This window comes from Amycolatopsis sp. NPDC006125, from assembly GCF_040614195.1.
In the GTDB taxonomy this organism is placed as follows: Bacteria; Actinomycetota; Actinomycetes; order Mycobacteriales; family Pseudonocardiaceae; genus Amycolatopsis_E; species Amycolatopsis_E tucumanensis.
On sequence record NZ_JBEXTZ010000006.1, the window covers coordinates 1 to 16,662 of the forward strand.

At 71.7% G+C, this 16,662-nt stretch carries 13 protein-coding genes; 8 read left to right on the forward strand and 5 right to left on the reverse strand.

Going from position 1 to position 16,662, the window contains the following annotated elements:
• A partial coding sequence (locus ABZ193_RS04815; RefSeq protein WP_354708960.1) for a nitrate- and nitrite sensing domain-containing protein occupies positions 1–2,074 on the reverse strand: 2,074 nt, incomplete at its 3' end.
• A 674-nt stretch (positions 2,075–2,748) separates the two neighbouring features.
• Between ABZ193_RS04815 and ABZ193_RS04820 the strand changes: the two genes are divergently transcribed.
• Positions 2,749–4,050: an amidase family protein gene (locus ABZ193_RS04820; RefSeq protein ID WP_237336101.1), complete on the forward strand. Its 1,302-nt coding sequence runs from the start codon at positions 2,749–2,751 to the stop codon at positions 4,048–4,050.
• A 209-nt stretch (positions 4,051–4,259) separates the two neighbouring features.
• Here ABZ193_RS04820 and ABZ193_RS04825 read toward each other — a convergent pair whose 3' ends face one another.
• Positions 4,260–5,804 (reverse strand): cell division protein DivIVA, encoded by a 1,545-nt coding sequence (locus tag ABZ193_RS04825; protein WP_354708961.1) that lies wholly within the window; start codon positions 5,802–5,804, stop codon positions 4,260–4,262.
• Positions 5,805–5,863: 59 nt separating this feature from the next.
• A complete protein-coding gene (locus tag ABZ193_RS04830) occupies positions 5,864–7,858 on the reverse strand; it encodes an SDR family oxidoreductase (RefSeq protein WP_237336099.1) in 1,995 nt (664 codons plus the stop codon).
• A gap of 191 nt (positions 7,859–8,049) precedes the next feature.
• On the opposite strand from ABZ193_RS04830, the gene ABZ193_RS04835 reads away from it, so the two are divergent.
• A complete protein-coding gene (locus tag ABZ193_RS04835) occupies positions 8,050–8,886 on the forward strand; it encodes a Bax inhibitor-1/YccA family protein (protein WP_027936367.1) in 837 nt (278 codons plus the stop codon).
• A 150-nt stretch (positions 8,887–9,036) separates the two neighbouring features.
• Positions 9,037–9,867 (forward strand): hypothetical protein, encoded by an 831-nt coding sequence (locus tag ABZ193_RS04840; protein ID WP_354708963.1) that lies wholly within the window; start codon positions 9,037–9,039, stop codon positions 9,865–9,867.
• 57 nt (positions 9,868–9,924) lie between these two features.
• Here ABZ193_RS04840 and ABZ193_RS04845 read toward each other — a convergent pair whose 3' ends face one another.
• Positions 9,925–11,145, reverse strand: a complete 1,221-nt coding sequence (locus ABZ193_RS04845) for an acetyl-CoA C-acetyltransferase (protein WP_020421497.1) — start codon at positions 11,143–11,145, stop codon at positions 9,925–9,927.
• Positions 11,146–11,254: 109 nt separating this feature from the next.
• On the opposite strand from ABZ193_RS04845, the gene ABZ193_RS04850 reads away from it, so the two are divergent.
• From ABZ193_RS04850 to ABZ193_RS04870, 5 genes are all read left to right on the forward strand, one after another.
• Positions 11,255–12,625: a cystathionine beta-synthase gene (locus ABZ193_RS04850; protein WP_020421496.1), complete on the forward strand. Its 1,371-nt coding sequence runs from the start codon at positions 11,255–11,257 to the stop codon at positions 12,623–12,625.
• Positions 12,626–12,752: 127 nt separating this feature from the next.
• A complete protein-coding gene (locus tag ABZ193_RS04855) occupies positions 12,753–14,108 on the forward strand; it encodes a hypothetical protein (RefSeq protein WP_272882380.1) in 1,356 nt (451 codons plus the stop codon).
• A 125-nt stretch (positions 14,109–14,233) separates the two neighbouring features.
• A complete protein-coding gene (locus ABZ193_RS04860) occupies positions 14,234–14,698 on the forward strand; it encodes a hypothetical protein (RefSeq protein WP_237336097.1) in 465 nt (154 codons plus the stop codon).
• A 2-nt stretch (positions 14,699–14,700) separates the two neighbouring features.
• Entirely contained in the window at positions 14,701–15,153 is a 453-nt protein-coding gene (locus ABZ193_RS04865; protein ID WP_235716252.1) for a hypothetical protein, read from the forward strand.
• 9 nt (positions 15,154–15,162) lie between these two features.
• A complete protein-coding gene (locus ABZ193_RS04870) occupies positions 15,163–16,320 on the forward strand; it encodes a cystathionine gamma-synthase (protein WP_020421492.1) in 1,158 nt (385 codons plus the stop codon).
• Positions 16,321–16,377: 57 nt separating this feature from the next.
• On the opposite strand, the gene ABZ193_RS04875 is transcribed toward ABZ193_RS04870, so the two are convergent.
• Positions 16,378–16,659, reverse strand: coding sequence for a hypothetical protein (locus tag ABZ193_RS04875; RefSeq protein WP_020421491.1), 282 nt, complete (start codon positions 16,657–16,659; stop codon positions 16,378–16,380).
• Positions 16,660–16,662: the final 3 nt, after the last annotated feature.

Consider the following 16,662-nt stretch of genomic DNA (forward strand, 5'->3'; position numbering starts at 1 on the left):
GCGACGGCGCGGGCTGCTGCGGCGGGGCGGGCGGCGGTTCCGGCGGGGCGGCCGGAACGTTGGCGCGGAACAGATCCACCCGCGCCGGAGGCTCCTCGCGGTGCCCGTTGGTGCCGGCCGGCTCGGGTGCGGTGTCGGCCTCCTCCGGCCAGCGGTGCGACGGCACGCTCTGCGCCGGGACCAGCGCCTCCTCGGGCTGCTGCCCGTCCTCCGGCTGCGGCACCGGAGCCAGCAGCTCGGACCGCACGAGCACGATTGCCCGCGTGCCACCGTAGGCGGATTCGCGCAGGGTCACCGAAATCCCGTGCCGGGACGCCAGCCGCGCGACCACGAACAAGCCGAGGCGCGGTTCCGCGGACAGCGCCATGACGCTGAAGTCCGGCGGTTCCCGCAGCATCGCGTTCAGTTCCTCGGCCTGCTCCGGCTCGATGCCCAGACCCTGGTCCTCGATCTCGATGACCACGCCCTTGCCGACGACGTCGCCGAACACCTCGACCCGCGAGTTCGGCGGCGAGAACGAGGTGGCGTTGTCGAGCAGCTCGGCGAGCAGGTGCACGAGGTCGGCGACGACCGGGCCGGCGACCGCGACGTTCGGCAGCTTGCCGACGGTGACGCGCGCGTAGTCCTCGGTCTCGCCGGTGGCGCCGCGGATCAGGTCGGCCAGCGCGACGGGGTTGCGCCACTGCCGTCCCGGCCGCTCGCCGCCGAGGATGATCAGGTTCTCCGCGTTGCGGCGGGCGCGGGTGGACAGGTGGTCCAGGCGGAACAGCATGTCCAGCTGGTCCGGGTCCTCCTGCTTGCGCTCGGCCTCGTCGAGCGCCTTGAGCTGCCGGTGCACCAGCACCTGGCTGCGGTGCGCGATGTTGAGGAAGACCTTCTTGGTGCCCTCACGGGTCTTGGCCTCGTCGACCGCGGCCGCGATGGCGGTCTGCTGCGCCTTGTTGAACGCGTCGGCGACCTGGCCGATCTCGTCGTCGCCGTGGTCCAGCAGCGCGACCTCGGTGTCGAGGTCGACGGCCTCGCCGGTGCGGACCCGCTCGACCAGCTGCGGCAGCTGCGTCTCGGCGGCCTCCAGGGTCTCCTCGCGGAGCCGGCCGAGGCGCTGGATCAGGCGGTTGGACAGGCGCCAGGCGAAGAAGAACACCGCGAAGGAGACGATCAGCGCGGCGGCGCCGGCGATGATCGAGGTGACCAGCGTCCGGTCACCGCTTTCCAGGCCGACGTTCGTGGCGTTGGAGCTCTGCTCGATGTAGAGGCCCATCAGCGCGTTCCCGACCTGGGTCGCGGCGTCGCGCCACTGCGCCTCGGGCACCGGGAGCGAGTCCTGGTTGCCGCGGAGGAAAGCGTTTTCAACGATGCTCAGCGTGTCCCACGCCGGGCTCGCCAGCAGCGCCTCGTACTTGGCGCGCACCGACGGGATCATCTGCGGCGCGGCGACCTCCAGCTCGGCGTGGTAGGCGCCGACCTGGCTGATGTAGGTGCGGAACTCCTCCTCGGACAGACCGCGGCCGGCGATGCCGGCGGCCGCCAGCGCGTCACCGCGGGACATCGCGTCGGCCGCGGTGAACAGCGGCATCGCGGTGACGCGGAGGAACGCGGTCTGCGCGTCCGGCGCGCCCTCGGCGACGCCGTTCAGACCGGTGGCGAACTCGTCGATGATGCGGTTGTAGAAGGCGTAGGCCTCCAGCGGCGACGCCTGCCTGCTGTCGACGCGCTGGCGCAGCTCCGGCAGCTGGGCGAAGTTCGCGCTGGTCTTGGCGATGCTCTGGCGCACCGAGTCCGGCGCGTCGTCGACCATGTCCTGCAGCACGGTGGCCATCCGCGCGGCCGTGGTGTCCAGCTTCGCGCGGGCCTGGATCAGATCCGCGCCGGGCGCGCCGTTGCTCGCCAGCGTGCGCAGGGTCAGCACGCGCTCCGCGCGCACCGCGCCGAAGAAGAGGGCGCCGGGCTCGGCCGAGTCGTGGACCTTCGTCGCGAATTCGCGGGCGTTCACCGCCTGCACGACCAGGTAGCCCGCGAGCGCCACGCCGGCGAGCAGCAGGGCGACACTGGGCACGATCGCGATCGCGAGCACCCTCGACCGGATCGAAGCACGCCGCCTACGTGTTCCGAATACCTTTTTCAACGCTCTGAAGAGCCTTCCCGCAACTCGATGTGATGGCCTCGGCCCCCGGACCCGAGTTGACGCTGCGCACAGGAACCGCGGTGGGTTCTGCGACCGGGAGAGTGAACCAGCCCGGACAAGTATGAGTCAACTTCACGTTCCGTCCGCGCTCGCCGCCTCTCCGGTGAGGGGTCGGGGGCATTGTCAGCCGCGCGGATATTGTCGTCCCGCTATATGATCTCGTTACGTCCCGACCGACGGGCCGCGCAGATCCTTGGCGAGTCCGGGGAATGCCGAAGCGTTCCGCGGGTTCTATTCCGCTGGATGGTCTCGCCGGCTACTCCGGATGGTCGTAGCGGGCGCTGTCGCGCTTGTTCCTTCTGTGATCTCTCACACCTTTATCGATGAGGTACCGGGGTTCCGAACGCGATTCTAACTGTGGCGCAAGGGGTCCTGGCCACCTCGGCCGTCGCGGGTCCTTTTCGGAGGATGGCGCTGATCAGGTCGTCTCACGGTGGGTGCACGCGCCGATCACGTTTCGTGCGCCGGTAACCGTGACGAATCCGACATTACCCGGATCGCTGCGTGATCGGCCGCTCACGCGACCGGCAATTGGGTCGCGAATTGTTCTATAGGGTTTTCGCATGGTGACGGCGAAGGAGCTGGCCGACGCGGTGCGGGCCGGAACGGTGGACCCGGTGCGGGAGACCGAACGGGTGATCGCGGGCATCGAGGCCGCGGACCGGGTGGTGGGCGCGTTCCGCCGGGTGCGGGCGGACGAGGCGGTGGCGGAGGCCGGAGCGCTGCGCTCGCGCCCGGACCTGGCGGAGCTGCCGCTGGCCGGGGTGCCGGTCGCGGTCAAGGACGTCGCCGGGATCGCGGGCGAGACCGTGACGCGCGGGACCGCCACGGCCCGGCCGGCTGGTTCGGACCACTTGGTGGTGCGGCGGCTGCGGGAGGCCGGCGCGGTGGTCGTCGGGATCACGCGCGTGCCGGAGCTGTGCATCTGGCCGATGACCGACTCGCCCGAGGCCGTGACGCGCAACCCGTGGGCGCCGGAGTACACGGCGGGCGGTTCGTCGGGCGGCAGCGCGGCGGCGGTGGCGGCGGGACTGGTGCCGGTCGCGCACGGCACCGACGGGCTCGGCTCGATCCGGCTGCCCGCGGCGATGTGCGGGCTGGTGGGCATCAAGCCGGGGGCGGACGTGCTGGCCGAGGAGGGCTGGTTCGGGATGTCCGCGCATGGCAGCCTGGCGACGACGGTGGCGGACGCGGCGTTGCTGTTGTCGGTGCTGGCGGGCCGGCCGGAGTTCGCCGAGGTGCGCGAGCCGGGTCGGCTGCGGATCGCGGTGTCGACCGAGGTGCCGCTGACGCGCGCGCCGGTGCCGCGCCCGCTGACGGCGGCGGTCGAGCGGGTGGCGGACCTGCTGGCGGGGTCCGGGCATCGCGTGTCTCGCGCGCGGCCGCGGTACGGGGTGGAGCCGGTGGCCGGGATCCTGGAGCGGTGGTTCGCCGGCCCGGCCGAGCAGGCGTCCGAGGTGGACTTCGACGCGCTGCAGCCGCGGACGCAGCGGCACGTGCGGATCGGCCGCGCCGCGCGGCGGCTGGTGACACCTGGTACGGCCCGCCGCTGGACGGCGCGGGCGGCGGAGTTCTTCGCCGGGCAGGACGTGCTGATCACCCCGACGCTCGCGACGATGCCCCCGAAGGCGGCGGCCTGGCACGGGCGGTCGTGCCTGGCGAACGCGCTGCCGTCGGTGGCCCTGGCGGGCTTCACGGGCCTGTGGAACCTGTCCGGCTACCCGGCGATCTCCGTACCGGCGGGCCGCACGCCGAAGGGCCTGCCGATCGGGGTGCAGCTGGTGACCAGCCCCGGCGGCGAGGCGAGGCTGCTGGCGCTGGCCGCGCAGCTGGAGGAGCTGAACCCCTGGCCCCGGTTGCCCTAGCCGGGTGTTGACCGGGCGGGGCTGGGCGGCGCCCGTCGATCAACTGGAGTGGTGGGCGCGAGCCGATGACGGGACCGGCGGTCCGTGCAGCCGCCGCGCTGCCCGGGCAGCCGAGGTGCGGCGCCGCCTCCGGTGGGCTGCGCGGGGCGGCTTCCCACGGGGGCTGAGACCGCCTCCGGCGGCTTTACTTCGTAGTGGGCTGGGGTCGCCTACTTCTTAGTGGACTGCGGCCGCTTGGCGAGCGGCTTCGGCGGCTGCTGCCCTTCCGCCATGGCGGCCGGGCCGGCGAGAGCCGCGGGCGGCTTGCCCGTCACCGGGCGGGCACCGCCACCGGGCTTCGCCGCCGGTGCTGCCTTCGGCGGGTTGGGCTTGCCGCCTGCCGGAGCTTCACTGGCCGGGCCGCCCTGGCTGTTGGTGCCCGAACCGCCCTGACCGCCCGCGGCCGGTCCCGCTGCCGGGCGTCCGGCCGCTGCGCCGCCGGGACCCGGCTTCGCCGCGCTCGCGGCTGCGCCACCAGCGCTCGGTCCACCAGCACTGGACCCACCAGCAGTCGCGCCACCGGCACCGGGGCCACTGGCACCCGGCGTCGACGCGCCCGCGGCTGCGCCACCGGCACCCGGCCCACCGGCACTGGACCCACCTGCACCCGGCCCACCGGCACCCGGCCCACCGGCACTGGACCCACCAGCACCGGGCCCACCGGCACTCGCGCCACCGGCACCCGGCCCACCAGCACCCGGCCCACCAACCGGCTTCACCACCGCCGTCTGCACTGCCGCGGAGTTCACCGCCGGCTGCACCGTCGGCGGCTTCACCGCGGGCACCGTCTTCATGCCGTCGCCCGCATCATCCACCGGGCGGCTCATGTCCACCACGGACTCCTCCCGCAGCGGCTCCAGCGTCGACTGGCTGCGGGCCAGCACCTCGTCGGTCTTGCGGAGCCGCCCGGCGACCTCCGTGCTGATCCGCGTCAGGCGCTCCACCAGCTGCCGCGCCTCGCGTTCGCGCTTTTCCGCCCTCGCGGTCGCGTCCTCGACCATCGCGCGGGCCCTCGCGCTGGCCTCGTCGACCAGGCGCTTCGCCTCGGCGGTCGCCTCCGCGATGCGCCGCTCGGCCTGCTGCTTGCTCGCCGTCTGCTGGTCGGCGATGTGCTTCTCCAGCGCGGCCCGCTGCGACGCCATCGACTGCTCGAAGTCGTGCTGCACGGTGCGCCGCTTGCGCTCGGCCTCGATGTCCAGCTGCGTCCGCCGCCGTGTCGCCTCCGACGTCAGGCGCTCGACCTCCGCCTTCGTCGCCTCCAGCGCCCGCTTGTGCTCGGCCTGCAGGGCCTGCCCGTGCGTGTCCAGCTCCGCCAGCAGCTTCTGGTACCGCTCACGCAGCTTCCCGGACAGCTCGGTCGTCGCGCTCCAGTGCTCCTCCGCCGCGACCTGCGCGCGCGACGTGATCTCCTCGGCGCGCATCTCCGCCAGCTCAACGGTGCGCTGCATGCGCTCGTCGAGGTCCTCGACCCGCTCCGGCGGCCGCTTCAGCTCCTCGACCCGGTTGCGCAGCCGCGCGATCTCCCCGCGCGCGCCCTCCAGCTCGCGCGACAGGTTGGACACCTTGGCCATCGCGTTGTCGCGATCAGCCATCACCCGGCGCAGGTTCGCCTCGACGTGATCCAGGTACTGCAGCACCTGGCCGCGGTCGAAGCCGTGCCACACCTGGTTGTACTCACGCCGCAACGGGAGCAGGCTGTCGCGCTCAGAGACCATGCGAAAACCGTACCCGCGCACAGCGTGTTAACACGGTCAGGCCACGCCCGGTGTGTCACTCACCAGTGGAAACCCCTGGTCAGCTTGACGAGGGCGTTCGCCGCGCGGGACAGGTGCCGCTCGCCCTTCCCGATCCGCAGCTCACCGCTGCCGCCCGCGGCCGTCGAGTCGGGGAAGACGCGGTAACCCTCGTACGCGATGGCGTCGACCAGCCCCGGCAGCAGCGTGTACGCCGCTTGGATCAGGTACCCCTCCGGGGTGCCGATGTGCTTGGGCCGGTTCTTCAGCGCGCGCACCACCATGTCCGCGGCCTGGTCCGGCGACTTCGTCGGGAACGCGTCGTAGATCTTCGTCGGCCGGATCATCGGCGTGCGGACCAGTGGCATGTGGATGGTCGTGAACGTGATGCCGTCACCGTGGGTCTCGGTCGCCGCGATCTTGCTGAAGTAGTCCAGCGCCGCCTTCGACGCGACGTACGCGGAGAACCGCGGCGCGATGCCCTGCACGCCGATCGACGACACGTTGACCACGTGCCCGAACTTCCGCTCGGCCATGTGCGGCAGCACCGCGAGGATCAGCCGCACCGCGCCGAAGTAGTTGATCGCCATCGCGCGCTCGTAGTCGTGGAAGCGGTCGTAGGACAGCTTGATCGACCGGCGGATCGACCGGCCCGCGTTGTTGACCAGCATGTCGATGCGCCCGTGCTCGGCCAGCATCTGGTCGACGATCTTGCGCACGGCCTCCTCGTCGGTCAGGTCGGCCGGGTAGATCGAGGCGTAGCCGCCCGCGGCGACGATCTCGTCGCGCACCTCCGCCAGCTCCGGCTCCCGCCGCGCGACCAGCAGCGGCACCCCGCCCTCGGCCGCCACCTTCAACGCGGTCGCCCGTCCGATGCCCGACGACGCGCCGGTGATGATCACGCGGCGGCCGTCCAGCTCGCCTCGCGGCCCGTGCTTGCGGGCGCGGAACGGGTCGAGGTGCTCGCGCCAGTACCGCCACAGCGCGGGCGCGTAGTCCTCGATCCGGGGCACGTCGACGCCGCTGGCCGCGAGCTCCTTGCGGGTCGCGGCCGAGGAGAAGACCGATGGGAACGACAGCGTGTCCAGCAGCACGGCCGGGATGCCGAGGCGCTCCAGGAACGCGTCGCGCGTGATCGTCACACCCGGCACGTGCTCGCTCAGCCGGGCCAGTTTCAGCAGGCCCCGGGACAGCCGCCGGTCCAGCTCGACGTTGATCGTCGGCGCCCCGGCCGCGCGGGCGAAGGCGTTGTAGACGCAGATCACCGACTGCGGCTCCGGGCTGACCAGGTGGAACGCCCGCCCGTCCAGCCCCGGCTTGACCACCAGTTCCAGCAGCGCCCTGGCCACGTAGTCGACCGGGACGACGTTCGTGTCGCCCAGGTCCGGGCCGGCGAGCGGCAGGTTCGGCAGCGCGGCGAGCCTGCTGATCGCGGGGAAGAGGTAGTACGGGCCGTCGATCTTGTCCATCTCGCCGGTCTGCGAGTGACCCACCACGACCGCGGGCCGGTACACCCGCCACGGCACCTCGGACTGCTGCCGCACCAGGCGCTCGGCCTCGAACTTCGTCCGGTGGTACGGCGTGGGCAGGCGCTGGCCGGTGTCGAACATGTCCTCGGTGAACACGCCCTCGTGGTCGCCGGCCACGGCCACCGACGACACGTGGTGCAGGCAGCCGGCCTGGATGTCGGCGGCCAGTTCCAGCACGTTGCGGGTGCCCTCGACGTTGGCCTTGACGCTCGTCGCGTCGTCGGCGGTCAGGTCGTACAGCGCGGCCAGGTGGACCAGACCGTCGACCCGGCCCCGCAGCCCGGCGCGCACGTCCTCCGCGATGCCGAGGTCCTCGCGGCCGATGTCGCCGTCGACCAGCGTCACCTTCTCCGGGTGCGGCCAGCCGTTGACCAGGTCCGTCAGCCGCTCCCGCGACTTCTCGCGGACCAGCAGGAACACCTGGTCGACCTCCGCCCTGGCCAGCAGCAGCGGGGTGAAGTGGCGCCCGATCAGCCCGGTCGCCCCGGTCACCAGATACCCGGTCATGTGCCTGCCCTCCGCCGTCGTCGCCCGGCTGCATTGTCCGCCGCCGCGGCCGTCGTGACCACAGTCATAGTGCACGGGGTCCCCGGAACGATCAGCGGACGCGAGTAAAGTCGCCTTTACTTGAACGGGAACCGGCAGGGCGCTGCCGACGTTGAACCTGATGCAGGTGCCAGTAGATCCAGGAGGATCAGGTGCGTTCCACAAGCAACCCAGCGTTCCGCAACCTGCCCACCGGCAGCGCGGGATACGGCTCTTACGGGCCGAACGTAGGCTTCAACCAGCCCCAGGGCATGCCCGGTTACGGCATGCCGTCGGGGTACGGCGCGCAGCAGGCGCCGGCGACCGAACGTCCCATGACGGTCGACGACGTCGTCATCAAGACCGGGATGAGCCTCGGCGTCGCCCTGATCACCGGTGTCCTCGCCGCGATCTGGGCGCAGAGCCAGGCTGACGCCAACGCGCTCGGCCCGGTGCTCGGGCTGATGCTCGGCGGCATGATCGTCGGCCTGGTGCTGTCGCTGATCATGATCTTCCGGCAGAAGCCGAGCGGCCCGATGACGCTGCTGTACTCGGCGGCCGAGGGTGTGTTCCTCGGTGCGATCACCGGGCTCTTCGAGATGCTCTACCCCGGCATCGCCCTGCAGGCGATCCTGGGCACCGCGGGTGTGTTCATCGGCATGCTGGTCGTCTACAAGACCGGCGCGGTGAAGGTGACGCCGAAGCTGACCAAGTGGGTGATGGGCGCCCTGGCGGGTGTCGTGATCCTGATGCTGGCCAACCTCGTGCTCGGCCTCTTCGGCGTGAACATGGGCCTGCGGGACGGTGGCGCGCTCGCCATCATCTTCAGCCTCGTGGTCATCGGCGTCGCGGCGTTCTGCCTGCTGCTCGACTTCGACGCGGCCGACCAGATGATCCGGGCGGGCATGCCGGCCAAGTGGGCGTGGTTCGCCGCGTTCGGCCTGATGACCACCCTGGTCTGGCTCTACCTGGAGATCCTGCGCCTGCTGTCGTACCTGCAGAACGACTAGCGACTCGGTCTGACAACAGAAGGACACTCGGTTACCAACCGGGTGTCCTTTTGTTATGTGCTCACCCTTTCGGTGGCCCGGTGATCGTCTCCTTGACTACGCAGTGTTGGATACGAGGACTCCTGTCCAGTTCACACTTGTGAGGTTCGCGTGAGCGTCCCCCCACCGCCGGCTGCGCCTGGAGGGCAGCCGACGCCCTTCGGCAACCAGCCGCCCGCCGGTAACCAGGGCGCTCCCGGCGCGTTCGGCCAGCCGGGCCAGCCCGGGCAGCCGGGCCAGCCCGGGCAGCCGGGCCAGTCCGGTCAGTTCGGCCAGCCGGGTCAGCCGGGTCAGCCCGGCCAGTTCGGGCAGCCCGCGGGCGCCCCGCCCGCCTTCCCGCCGCCGGGGCAGCCCGGTCAGCCCGGCGCGTTCGGCCCCCCGCCGGGGCAGCCGTTCGGCCCGCCGCCCGGCCAGCCCGCCAAGAAGAGCAAGCTCACCTGGCTGCGGATCGTCCTGCCGATCGTCGTGGTGGTCGGCGTCGGCATCGTCGCGATCATCAACTTCGTCGGGTCCCCTGCCTCGGCCGCGGTCGGTGACTGCCTGCAGATCACCGAGTTCAAGACCAACGGCGACGAGCCGACGAAGAAGGACTGCGGCGACCAGAACGCGAACGTCAAGATCGCGGTCAAGCTGGACAACGCGTCCGACAGCTGCCCGACCGGCGACTACGACGAGTACAGCGTCAGCGGCCGCGGCGACTACAAGCTCTGCCTGATGATCAACGCGCACGACGGCGACTGCTTCGCCAACGTGACGTCCTCGACCGACGGCTACAAGCGGGTCCCCTGCACCGACCCGACGGCCGAGATCGAGTTCCTCAAGGTCGTCACCGGCCAGGCCGACGAGGCCGCCTGCGAGGGCCTGGAGATCGACGGCGCGGTCACCTACTCCGAGCCCGCCACCACCATGTGCGCGGTCGCGAAGAACGGCGCCAGCGCCTGATCCACGCACACGAAGAAGGGGCCCGGCACGCAGCCGGGCCCCTTTTCGCGTGCGGGGTCAGCTCAGCCGCTCGATGACCATCGCCATGCCCTGGCCGCCGCCGACGCACATCGTCTCCAGGCCCCACTGCTTGTCGTGGTGCTGCAGCGAGTTGATCAGCGTCGAGGTGATGCGGGCGCCGGTCATGCCGAACGGGTGGCCAACGGCGATCGCGCCGCCGTTGACGTTCAGCCGCTCGATGTCGATGCCGAGGTCCTTGTAGGACGGGATGACCTGCGCGGCGAACGCCTCGTTGATCTCCACCAGGTCGATGTCGCCGATGGACATCCCGGCGCGGGCCAGCGCGCGCTGCGACGCCTCGACCGGGCCGTAGCCCATGATCTCCGGCGACAGGCCGGACACGCCGGTCGACACGACCCGCGCCAGCGGCGTGATGCCCAGCTGCTTCGCCTTGGTGTCGGACATGATCACCAGCGCGGCGGCGCCGTCGTTGAGCGGGCAGCAGTTGCCCGCGGTGACCCGGCCGTCGGGGCGGAACACCGGCTTCAGGCCGGACACGCCCTCGATCGTCACACCGGCGCGCGGGCCGTCGTCCTTCGACACGACCGTGCCGTCGGGCAGGGTCACCGGCGTGATGTCCTTGGCCCAGAACCCGTCGGCGATGGCCTTCTCCGCCAGGTTCTGCGACCGCACGCCGAACTCGTCCATCTCCTCGCGGGAGACGTTCTTCAGGCGCGCGAGGTTCTCCGCGGTCTGGCCCATCGCGATGTAGACGTCGGGCAGCTGCCCGTTCTCGCGCGGGTCGACCCAGGTGTCGCTGCCCTCGGCCGCGGTCTTCGCGGTGCGGGCCTCGGCGTCGGCGAACAGCGGGTTGTGCGTGTCGGGCCAGGAGTCCGAGCTGCCCTTCGCGAACCGCGACACCGTCTCCACGCCGGCGGAGATGAACACGTCACCCTCGCCCGCCTTGATCGCGTGCAGCGCCATCCGGGTGGTCTGCAGGCTGGAGGAGCAGTAGCGGGTGATGGTGCACCCGGGCAGGTGGTCGTAACCGAGCTGGACCGCGACGGCGCGGCCCATGTTGAAGCCCGACTCGCCGCCGGGCAGGCCGCAGCCGAGCATGAGGTCGTCGATGTCCTTCGGGTCCAGCTGCGGCACCTTGTCCAGCGCGGCGCGGACCATCTGCGCGGCCAGGTCGTCCGGCCGCATGCTCACCAGCGAGCCCTTCCCGGCGCGGCCGATCGGCGAACGCGCCGCGGAGACGATGACGGCTTCAGGCATGGCTTGACACTCCTTCGGGTCGGACTAAGCGCGTGCTTACCCACATCCTGCACCCTGGGAGCGCGCGGTCAAACCCCTACGCGACCAGTACCACGTCTAGGGTGGGGCCGTGGACTACGTCGAGCACATCGTCGACCTCGTGGGCAACACCCCGCTGGTCAAGCTGAACTCCCTCACCGAGGGCCTGGCGCCGCTCGTGCTGGCGAAGGTGGAGTACTTCAACCCGGGCGGCAGCGTGAAGGACCGCATCGCGCTGCGCATGGTCGAAGCCGCCGAGGCCTCCGGCGAGCTCAAGCCCGGCGGCACCATCGTGGAGCCGACCTCCGGCAACACCGGCGTCGGCCTGGCGATGGTCGCCCAGCGCAAGGGCTACCAGTGCGTCTTCGTCTGCCCGGACAAGGTGAGCGAGGACAAGCGCAACGTGCTGAAGGCCTACGGCGCCCGCGTCGTGGTGTGCCCGACCGCCGTCCCGCCCGAGCACCCGGACTCCTACTACTCCGTCTCCGACCGGCTGGTGCGGGAGATCGAGGGCGCCTGGAAGCCCAACCAGTACGCCAACCAGCAGAACCCGGAGAGCCACTACCACTCGACCGGCCCCGAGATCTGGCAGCAGACCGACGGGAAGATCACCCACTTCGTCGCGGGTGTGGGCACCGGCGGCACGATCTCCGGCACCGGCCGCTACCTGAAGGAAGCCTCCCAGGGCCGCGTCAAGGTCGTCGGCGCCGACCCGGAGGGCTCGGTCTACTCCGGCGGCACCGGGCGCCCCTACCTGGTCGAAGGCGTCGGCGAGGACTTCTGGCCGGACACCTACGACCGCGGCATCGCCGACGAGATCATCGCCATCTCCGACGCCGAGTCCTTCGCCGTCACCCGCCGCCTCGCGCTCGAGGAGGGCCTGCTGGTCGGCGGTTCGTGCGGGATGGCCGTCGCGGCCGCGCTCAAGCTCGCCGAGCGGCTCGGCCCGGACGACGTCATCGTGGTGCTCCTGCCCGACGGCGGCCGCGGCTACCTGGGCAAGGTCTTCAACGACCAGTGGATGGCCGGCTACGGCTTCCTGCCCCCGGACTCCTCGGGCGCCACGGTCGGCGACGTCCTGCGCGCCAAGACCGGATCGCTGCCCGACCTGGTCCACACCCACCCGAACGAGACGGTCGCCGAGGCCGTCGCGATCCTGTCCGAGTTCGACGTCAGCCAGATGCCGGTGGTCAGCGCCGAGCCGCCGGTGATGGCCGCCGAGGTGGTCGGCGCCGTCAACGAGCGGGAGCTGCTGGAGGCCCTGTTCACCGGGAAGGCCCAGCTCGCCGACCGGCTGGACAAGCACATGTCGCCGCCGCTGCCGACCATCGGCGCCAGCGAGGGCGTCGGCGCGGCGATGAAGGCCCTGTCCAACGCGGACGGCGCGCTGGTGCTGGTCGACGGCAAGCCGGCCGGCGTGCTCACCAGGCACGACCTGCTGGGGTACCTCGCCGGACGGTGAACCAGACTTCATCGCGCGGAACCGTCGGGGCGTTACGAGCGTCTATGACCGGTATCCGATAGCGTGTGCCCACCCGGATCAACGTGAATACGCACTGTCAGTCCTCTCGAGGGGGTTCAAGACCCACATGAGCGCTCCGCAGCCGCCCAACCAGCCTTGGGGTGGCGGTCAGCCGCCTCAGGGCCCGCCGAGCGGTCCCCAACAGCAGCAAGACAACCCGTTCGGCTCCTCGGAGCCGACCCAGGTCGTGCAGCCCGGCCAGTCGCAGCAGCCGTCCGAGGGCGGCTCGTTCGGCGAGACCGCGGAGCCGACCCAGGTGGTCCAGCCGGGTGGGGACCCGAACGCCACGCAGAAGGTCAACCCGGGTGACCAGCCGGGCGCGGAGTCCACGCAGCTGGTGCCCCCGGGCTCCCAGCCGCCGGCCATCCCGTACTCGCCGCCGCCGAGCGCCGCGGACAACCCCAGTGCAGTGAACCCCCAGCAGGGCTTCGGGCAGCAGGGCTTCGGGCAGCAGCAGCAGCCCGGTTTCGGGCAGCAGCAGCCGGGCCCGTACGGCCAGCCGCCGCAGGGCTACGGCCCGCCGTCGGGTGGCTTCGGCCAGCCGCAGGGCTTCGGCGCGCCGGGTTACCCCCAGCAGGGCGGCGGCGCCGGTGCGGGCAACAACCAGCTCTTTGGCTACATCGCCGGCGGTGTCGCGGCGCTCCTGGGTCTGCTCTCGGCCATCTTCGTCCTGGTCGACTTCGGTGACGCGAGTGACTACTCGGACGCGTACGACTCGTTCAGCGAGCAGGCCGACCAGCTGGGCCTGCCCAGCCCGGGCCTGGTCTGGTTCTACCTGATCATGATCCTGGTCGGCGGCCTCGCGGCCCTGGCCGGTGGCGTGCTGATCGCGCTCGCCGGGCGCCTCAGCGCCTCGCTGAGGAAGATCGCGCCGATCGTCACCGCGGTCGGCGGGTTCCTCCTCCTGCTGTTCGCGATCCTGTTCATGACCGCGTTCCCGAGCGAGATGGACACGCCCGGCAAGGCGATCATGTACCTGATCTTCGGCATCGTGGTGCTGGCGATCGGTGCGCTCGGCCTGGTCCCGGCCACGAAGCAGTTCGTCGGCCTCGGCGATGGCGGCCAGCAGGGCGGCCCGGGCAGCTTCGGCGGTCCCGGCGGCTTCGGCGGCCCGCAGAGCGGTGGCTTCCCGCAGCCGGGTCAGCCGGGTCAGCCCGGTCAGTTCGGGCAGCCGCACGGCCAGCCCCAGTACGGTCAGCCCGGCGGGCCGAACCCGCAGAGCGGCGGCTTCCCGCAGCCCGGCCAGCCCGGTCAGTACGGCCAGCCGCAGCAGCAGCCCGGTTACGGCCAGCCTGGCCAGTACGGGCAGCAGCCCGGCTACGGCCAGCCCGGCCAGTTCGGCCAGCAGCCGGGTCAGTACGGCCAGCCGCCGCAGCAGCCCGGCCAGTACGGCCAGCCCGGTCAGCCGCCCCAGCAGTGGTGACCAGCTGATCTGACGACGATGCCCCCGGCACGCGCCGGGGGCATCGTCTTTTTCCCAGTTGATGTCCGCGCGCTGGGAACGCGGCTAGGGTGAGCGCCGGAACGGACCGATCCCCCGGGGGCCCTGTGACGAGTCGAAACGGCCACGAGCCGCGCCCCAGCGGGACCACCGCGATCCTCGCCGGCCTGCTCGGGCTGGCGCTGGCCGGCCTGCTGGCTTACCTGCCGCTGAAGTTCTTCGTCGACTACGGCTTCGCCGGCATGGACGGCAAGGTCCGCACCGTCCTCGTCGTCTACTCGGCGGCCGCGCTGGTCCTGCTCGCCGGCGCGCTGACCACGTTCTTCCGCGCGGTCGCCGGCGCGGTGTTGCTGCTGGTCGGCGGGCTGCTCGCGGTCGCAGCGGTGATCTGCGAACCGGTCCTGCTCTACCCCGGCTACTTCGGGGACTTCTTCGCCGCCATGTTCCGCTTCGCCCCCGCCGACGCGTTCGTGCGGGTCGGCGCGGTGGTCGGCGGCCCGCTCGTGTTCGTCCTCGCGGTGCTTCCGTGGACCTTCCGGTACCTGCGGCACCGCCCGGCTGGTAGTTGGTAGTGGTGACCTTTCCGTCCCAATCCGAAGCGGCCGCGGCGTCGCGCGGCGGCGGCGCCGGCATCACGGCGGCTGTCCTGGCCCTGCTCGGCGGCCTGTTCCACCTGGTCGGCGTCGCCGGTGGCGCGGTGCTGCTCGCCGGCGACGGCGACCTCGGGCGCAGCCTGCTGACGTTCGCCACCCACCTGGTGCTCGCCGCGGCGCTCATCACCGGCGGGGTCGGGCTGGTGCTGGCCAAGGAGTTCGGCCGCGTCGCCACGATCATCGGCGCGGCCGCGGCGCTCTTCGTGTACGTGCTGGTGCTGGTGCTCGGCGCGTTCGGGGTGTACTTCCTCGGCCTCCTCGACGGCGACGTGCCGCTCGGCTACGTCGGCGTGCTGTGCGTGCCCGCGATCGGCACGCTGGTGCTGGCGTGCCTGCCGCCCACCGGGCGATGGGTGACCCAGGGCTGGTCGTAGGCTGGGGAAATGACGCACGACCTTTCCCGCTCCGGCTTCGAGACGCGCGCCATCCACGCAGGTCAGGAGCCTGACCCGCGGACAGGTGCGGTCATCGTGCCCATCTACCAGACCTCCACCTACGCGCAGGACGGCGTCGGGGGCACCCGTGAGGGTGACTACGAGTACTCCCGCACCGCGAACCCGACGCGCACCGCGCTGGAGCAGGCCCTGGCCTCGCTCGAGGGCGCGCGGCACGGCTTGGCGTTCGCCTCCGGCATGGCCGCCACCGACGCGGTGCTGCGCACCGTCCTGCGGCCCGGCGACCACCTGGTCCTGGGCAACGACGCCTACGGCGGCACCTTCCGGCTCATCGACAAGGTGCTGAAGCTGTGGGGCGTCGAGTACGGCGTCGCGGACCTGTCGAACCCGGACGAAGTGCGTGCCGCGGTCCGCCCGGAGACGAAGCTGATCTGGTGCGAGACGCCGTCCAACCCGCTGCTCGGCATCGCCGACCTCGCGGTGCTGGCGGAAATCGCCCACGGCGCCGGTGCCCGCCTCGTCGTCGACAACACCTTCGCCACGCCGTACCTGCAGACGCCGCTGGCGCTCGGCGCCGACATCGTCGTGCACTCGACCACCAAGTACCTGGGCGGCCACTCGGACGTCGTCGGCGGCGCCGTGCTGACCGACGAGGACGAGCTGCGCGACCAGCTGTTCTTCCTGCGCAACTCGGCGGGCGCGGTGCCCGGCCCGTTCGACGCCTGGCTCACCCTGCGCGGCCTCAAGACGCTCGCCGTGCGCATGGACCGGCACTGCGACAACGCGGAGCAGATCGCCGAGATGCTGTCGGCGCACCCGAAGGTCGCCGAGGTGTACTACCCGGGCCTGCCCGGGCACGCCGGTCACGAGGTGGCGGCCAAGCAGATGCGCCGCTTCGGCGGCATGATCTCGTTCCGCCACGCCGACGGCAGGCAGGCCGCGCTGGACACCGCGGCGCGCACGGAGCTGTTCATCCTGGCCGAGTCGCTCGGCGGCATCGAATCGCTGATCGAGCACCCCGGCCAGATGACGCACGCGAGCGTGGCCGGCTCGATGCTCCAGGTGCCCGACGACCTGCTGCGGCTGTCCGTCGGCATCGAGGACGTCCGCGACCTGAGCGACGACCTGCGCGCGGCCCTGGGCTGAGAGGCGACGGCGGGGGAGCGTCGCGGCGCTTCCCCGCCCGTCAGCGCCAGAAGTCGGTCAGGGCCGGTAGTTGTTCAGCTCGGCCGTCTTGGCGTCACCGGCCGTGGTGCCGGTGCGGATGCCCTCCAGGTCGGAGCCGTTCACGCACCCGCCGACCAGCTCGACGTAGTTGTCGTGCCGGATGTACTGGGCCGGGTCGCCGCAGTTGGCCCGGTCGACCGTGTAGACCGCCGCGCCGGTGAGGGCCAGGGCGGACGTGACGCCCGCGACCAACGGCAGCAGGCCGGCCGCACGCGTGGCGCGGCGGACCCGTCCGCCCGTTTCACCCCGTGCTGGCATGGC

Coding starts and splice junctions, on each gene's coding strand:
- ABZ193_RS04820 (WP_237336101.1), top strand. CDS start 2,749: ATGGTGACGGCGAAGGAGCTGGCCGACGCGGTGCGGGCCGGAACGGTG.
- ABZ193_RS04825 (WP_354708961.1), bottom strand. CDS start 5,804: ATGGTCTCTGAGCGCGACAGCCTGCTCCCGTTGCGGCGTGAGTACAAC.
- ABZ193_RS04830 (WP_237336099.1), bottom strand. CDS start 7,858: ATGACCGGGTATCTGGTGACCGGGGCGACCGGGCTGATCGGGCGCCAC.
- ABZ193_RS04845 (WP_020421497.1), bottom strand. CDS start 11,145: ATGCCTGAAGCCGTCATCGTCTCCGCGGCGCGTTCGCCGATCGGCCGC.
- ABZ193_RS04855 (WP_272882380.1), top strand. CDS start 12,753: ATGAGCGCTCCGCAGCCGCCCAACCAGCCTTGGGGTGGCGGTCAGCCG.
- ABZ193_RS04870 (WP_020421492.1), top strand. CDS start 15,163: ATGACGCACGACCTTTCCCGCTCCGGCTTCGAGACGCGCGCCATCCAC.
- ABZ193_RS04875 (WP_020421491.1), bottom strand. CDS start 16,659: ATGCCAGCACGGGGTGAAACGGGCGGACGGGTCCGCCGCGCCACGCGT.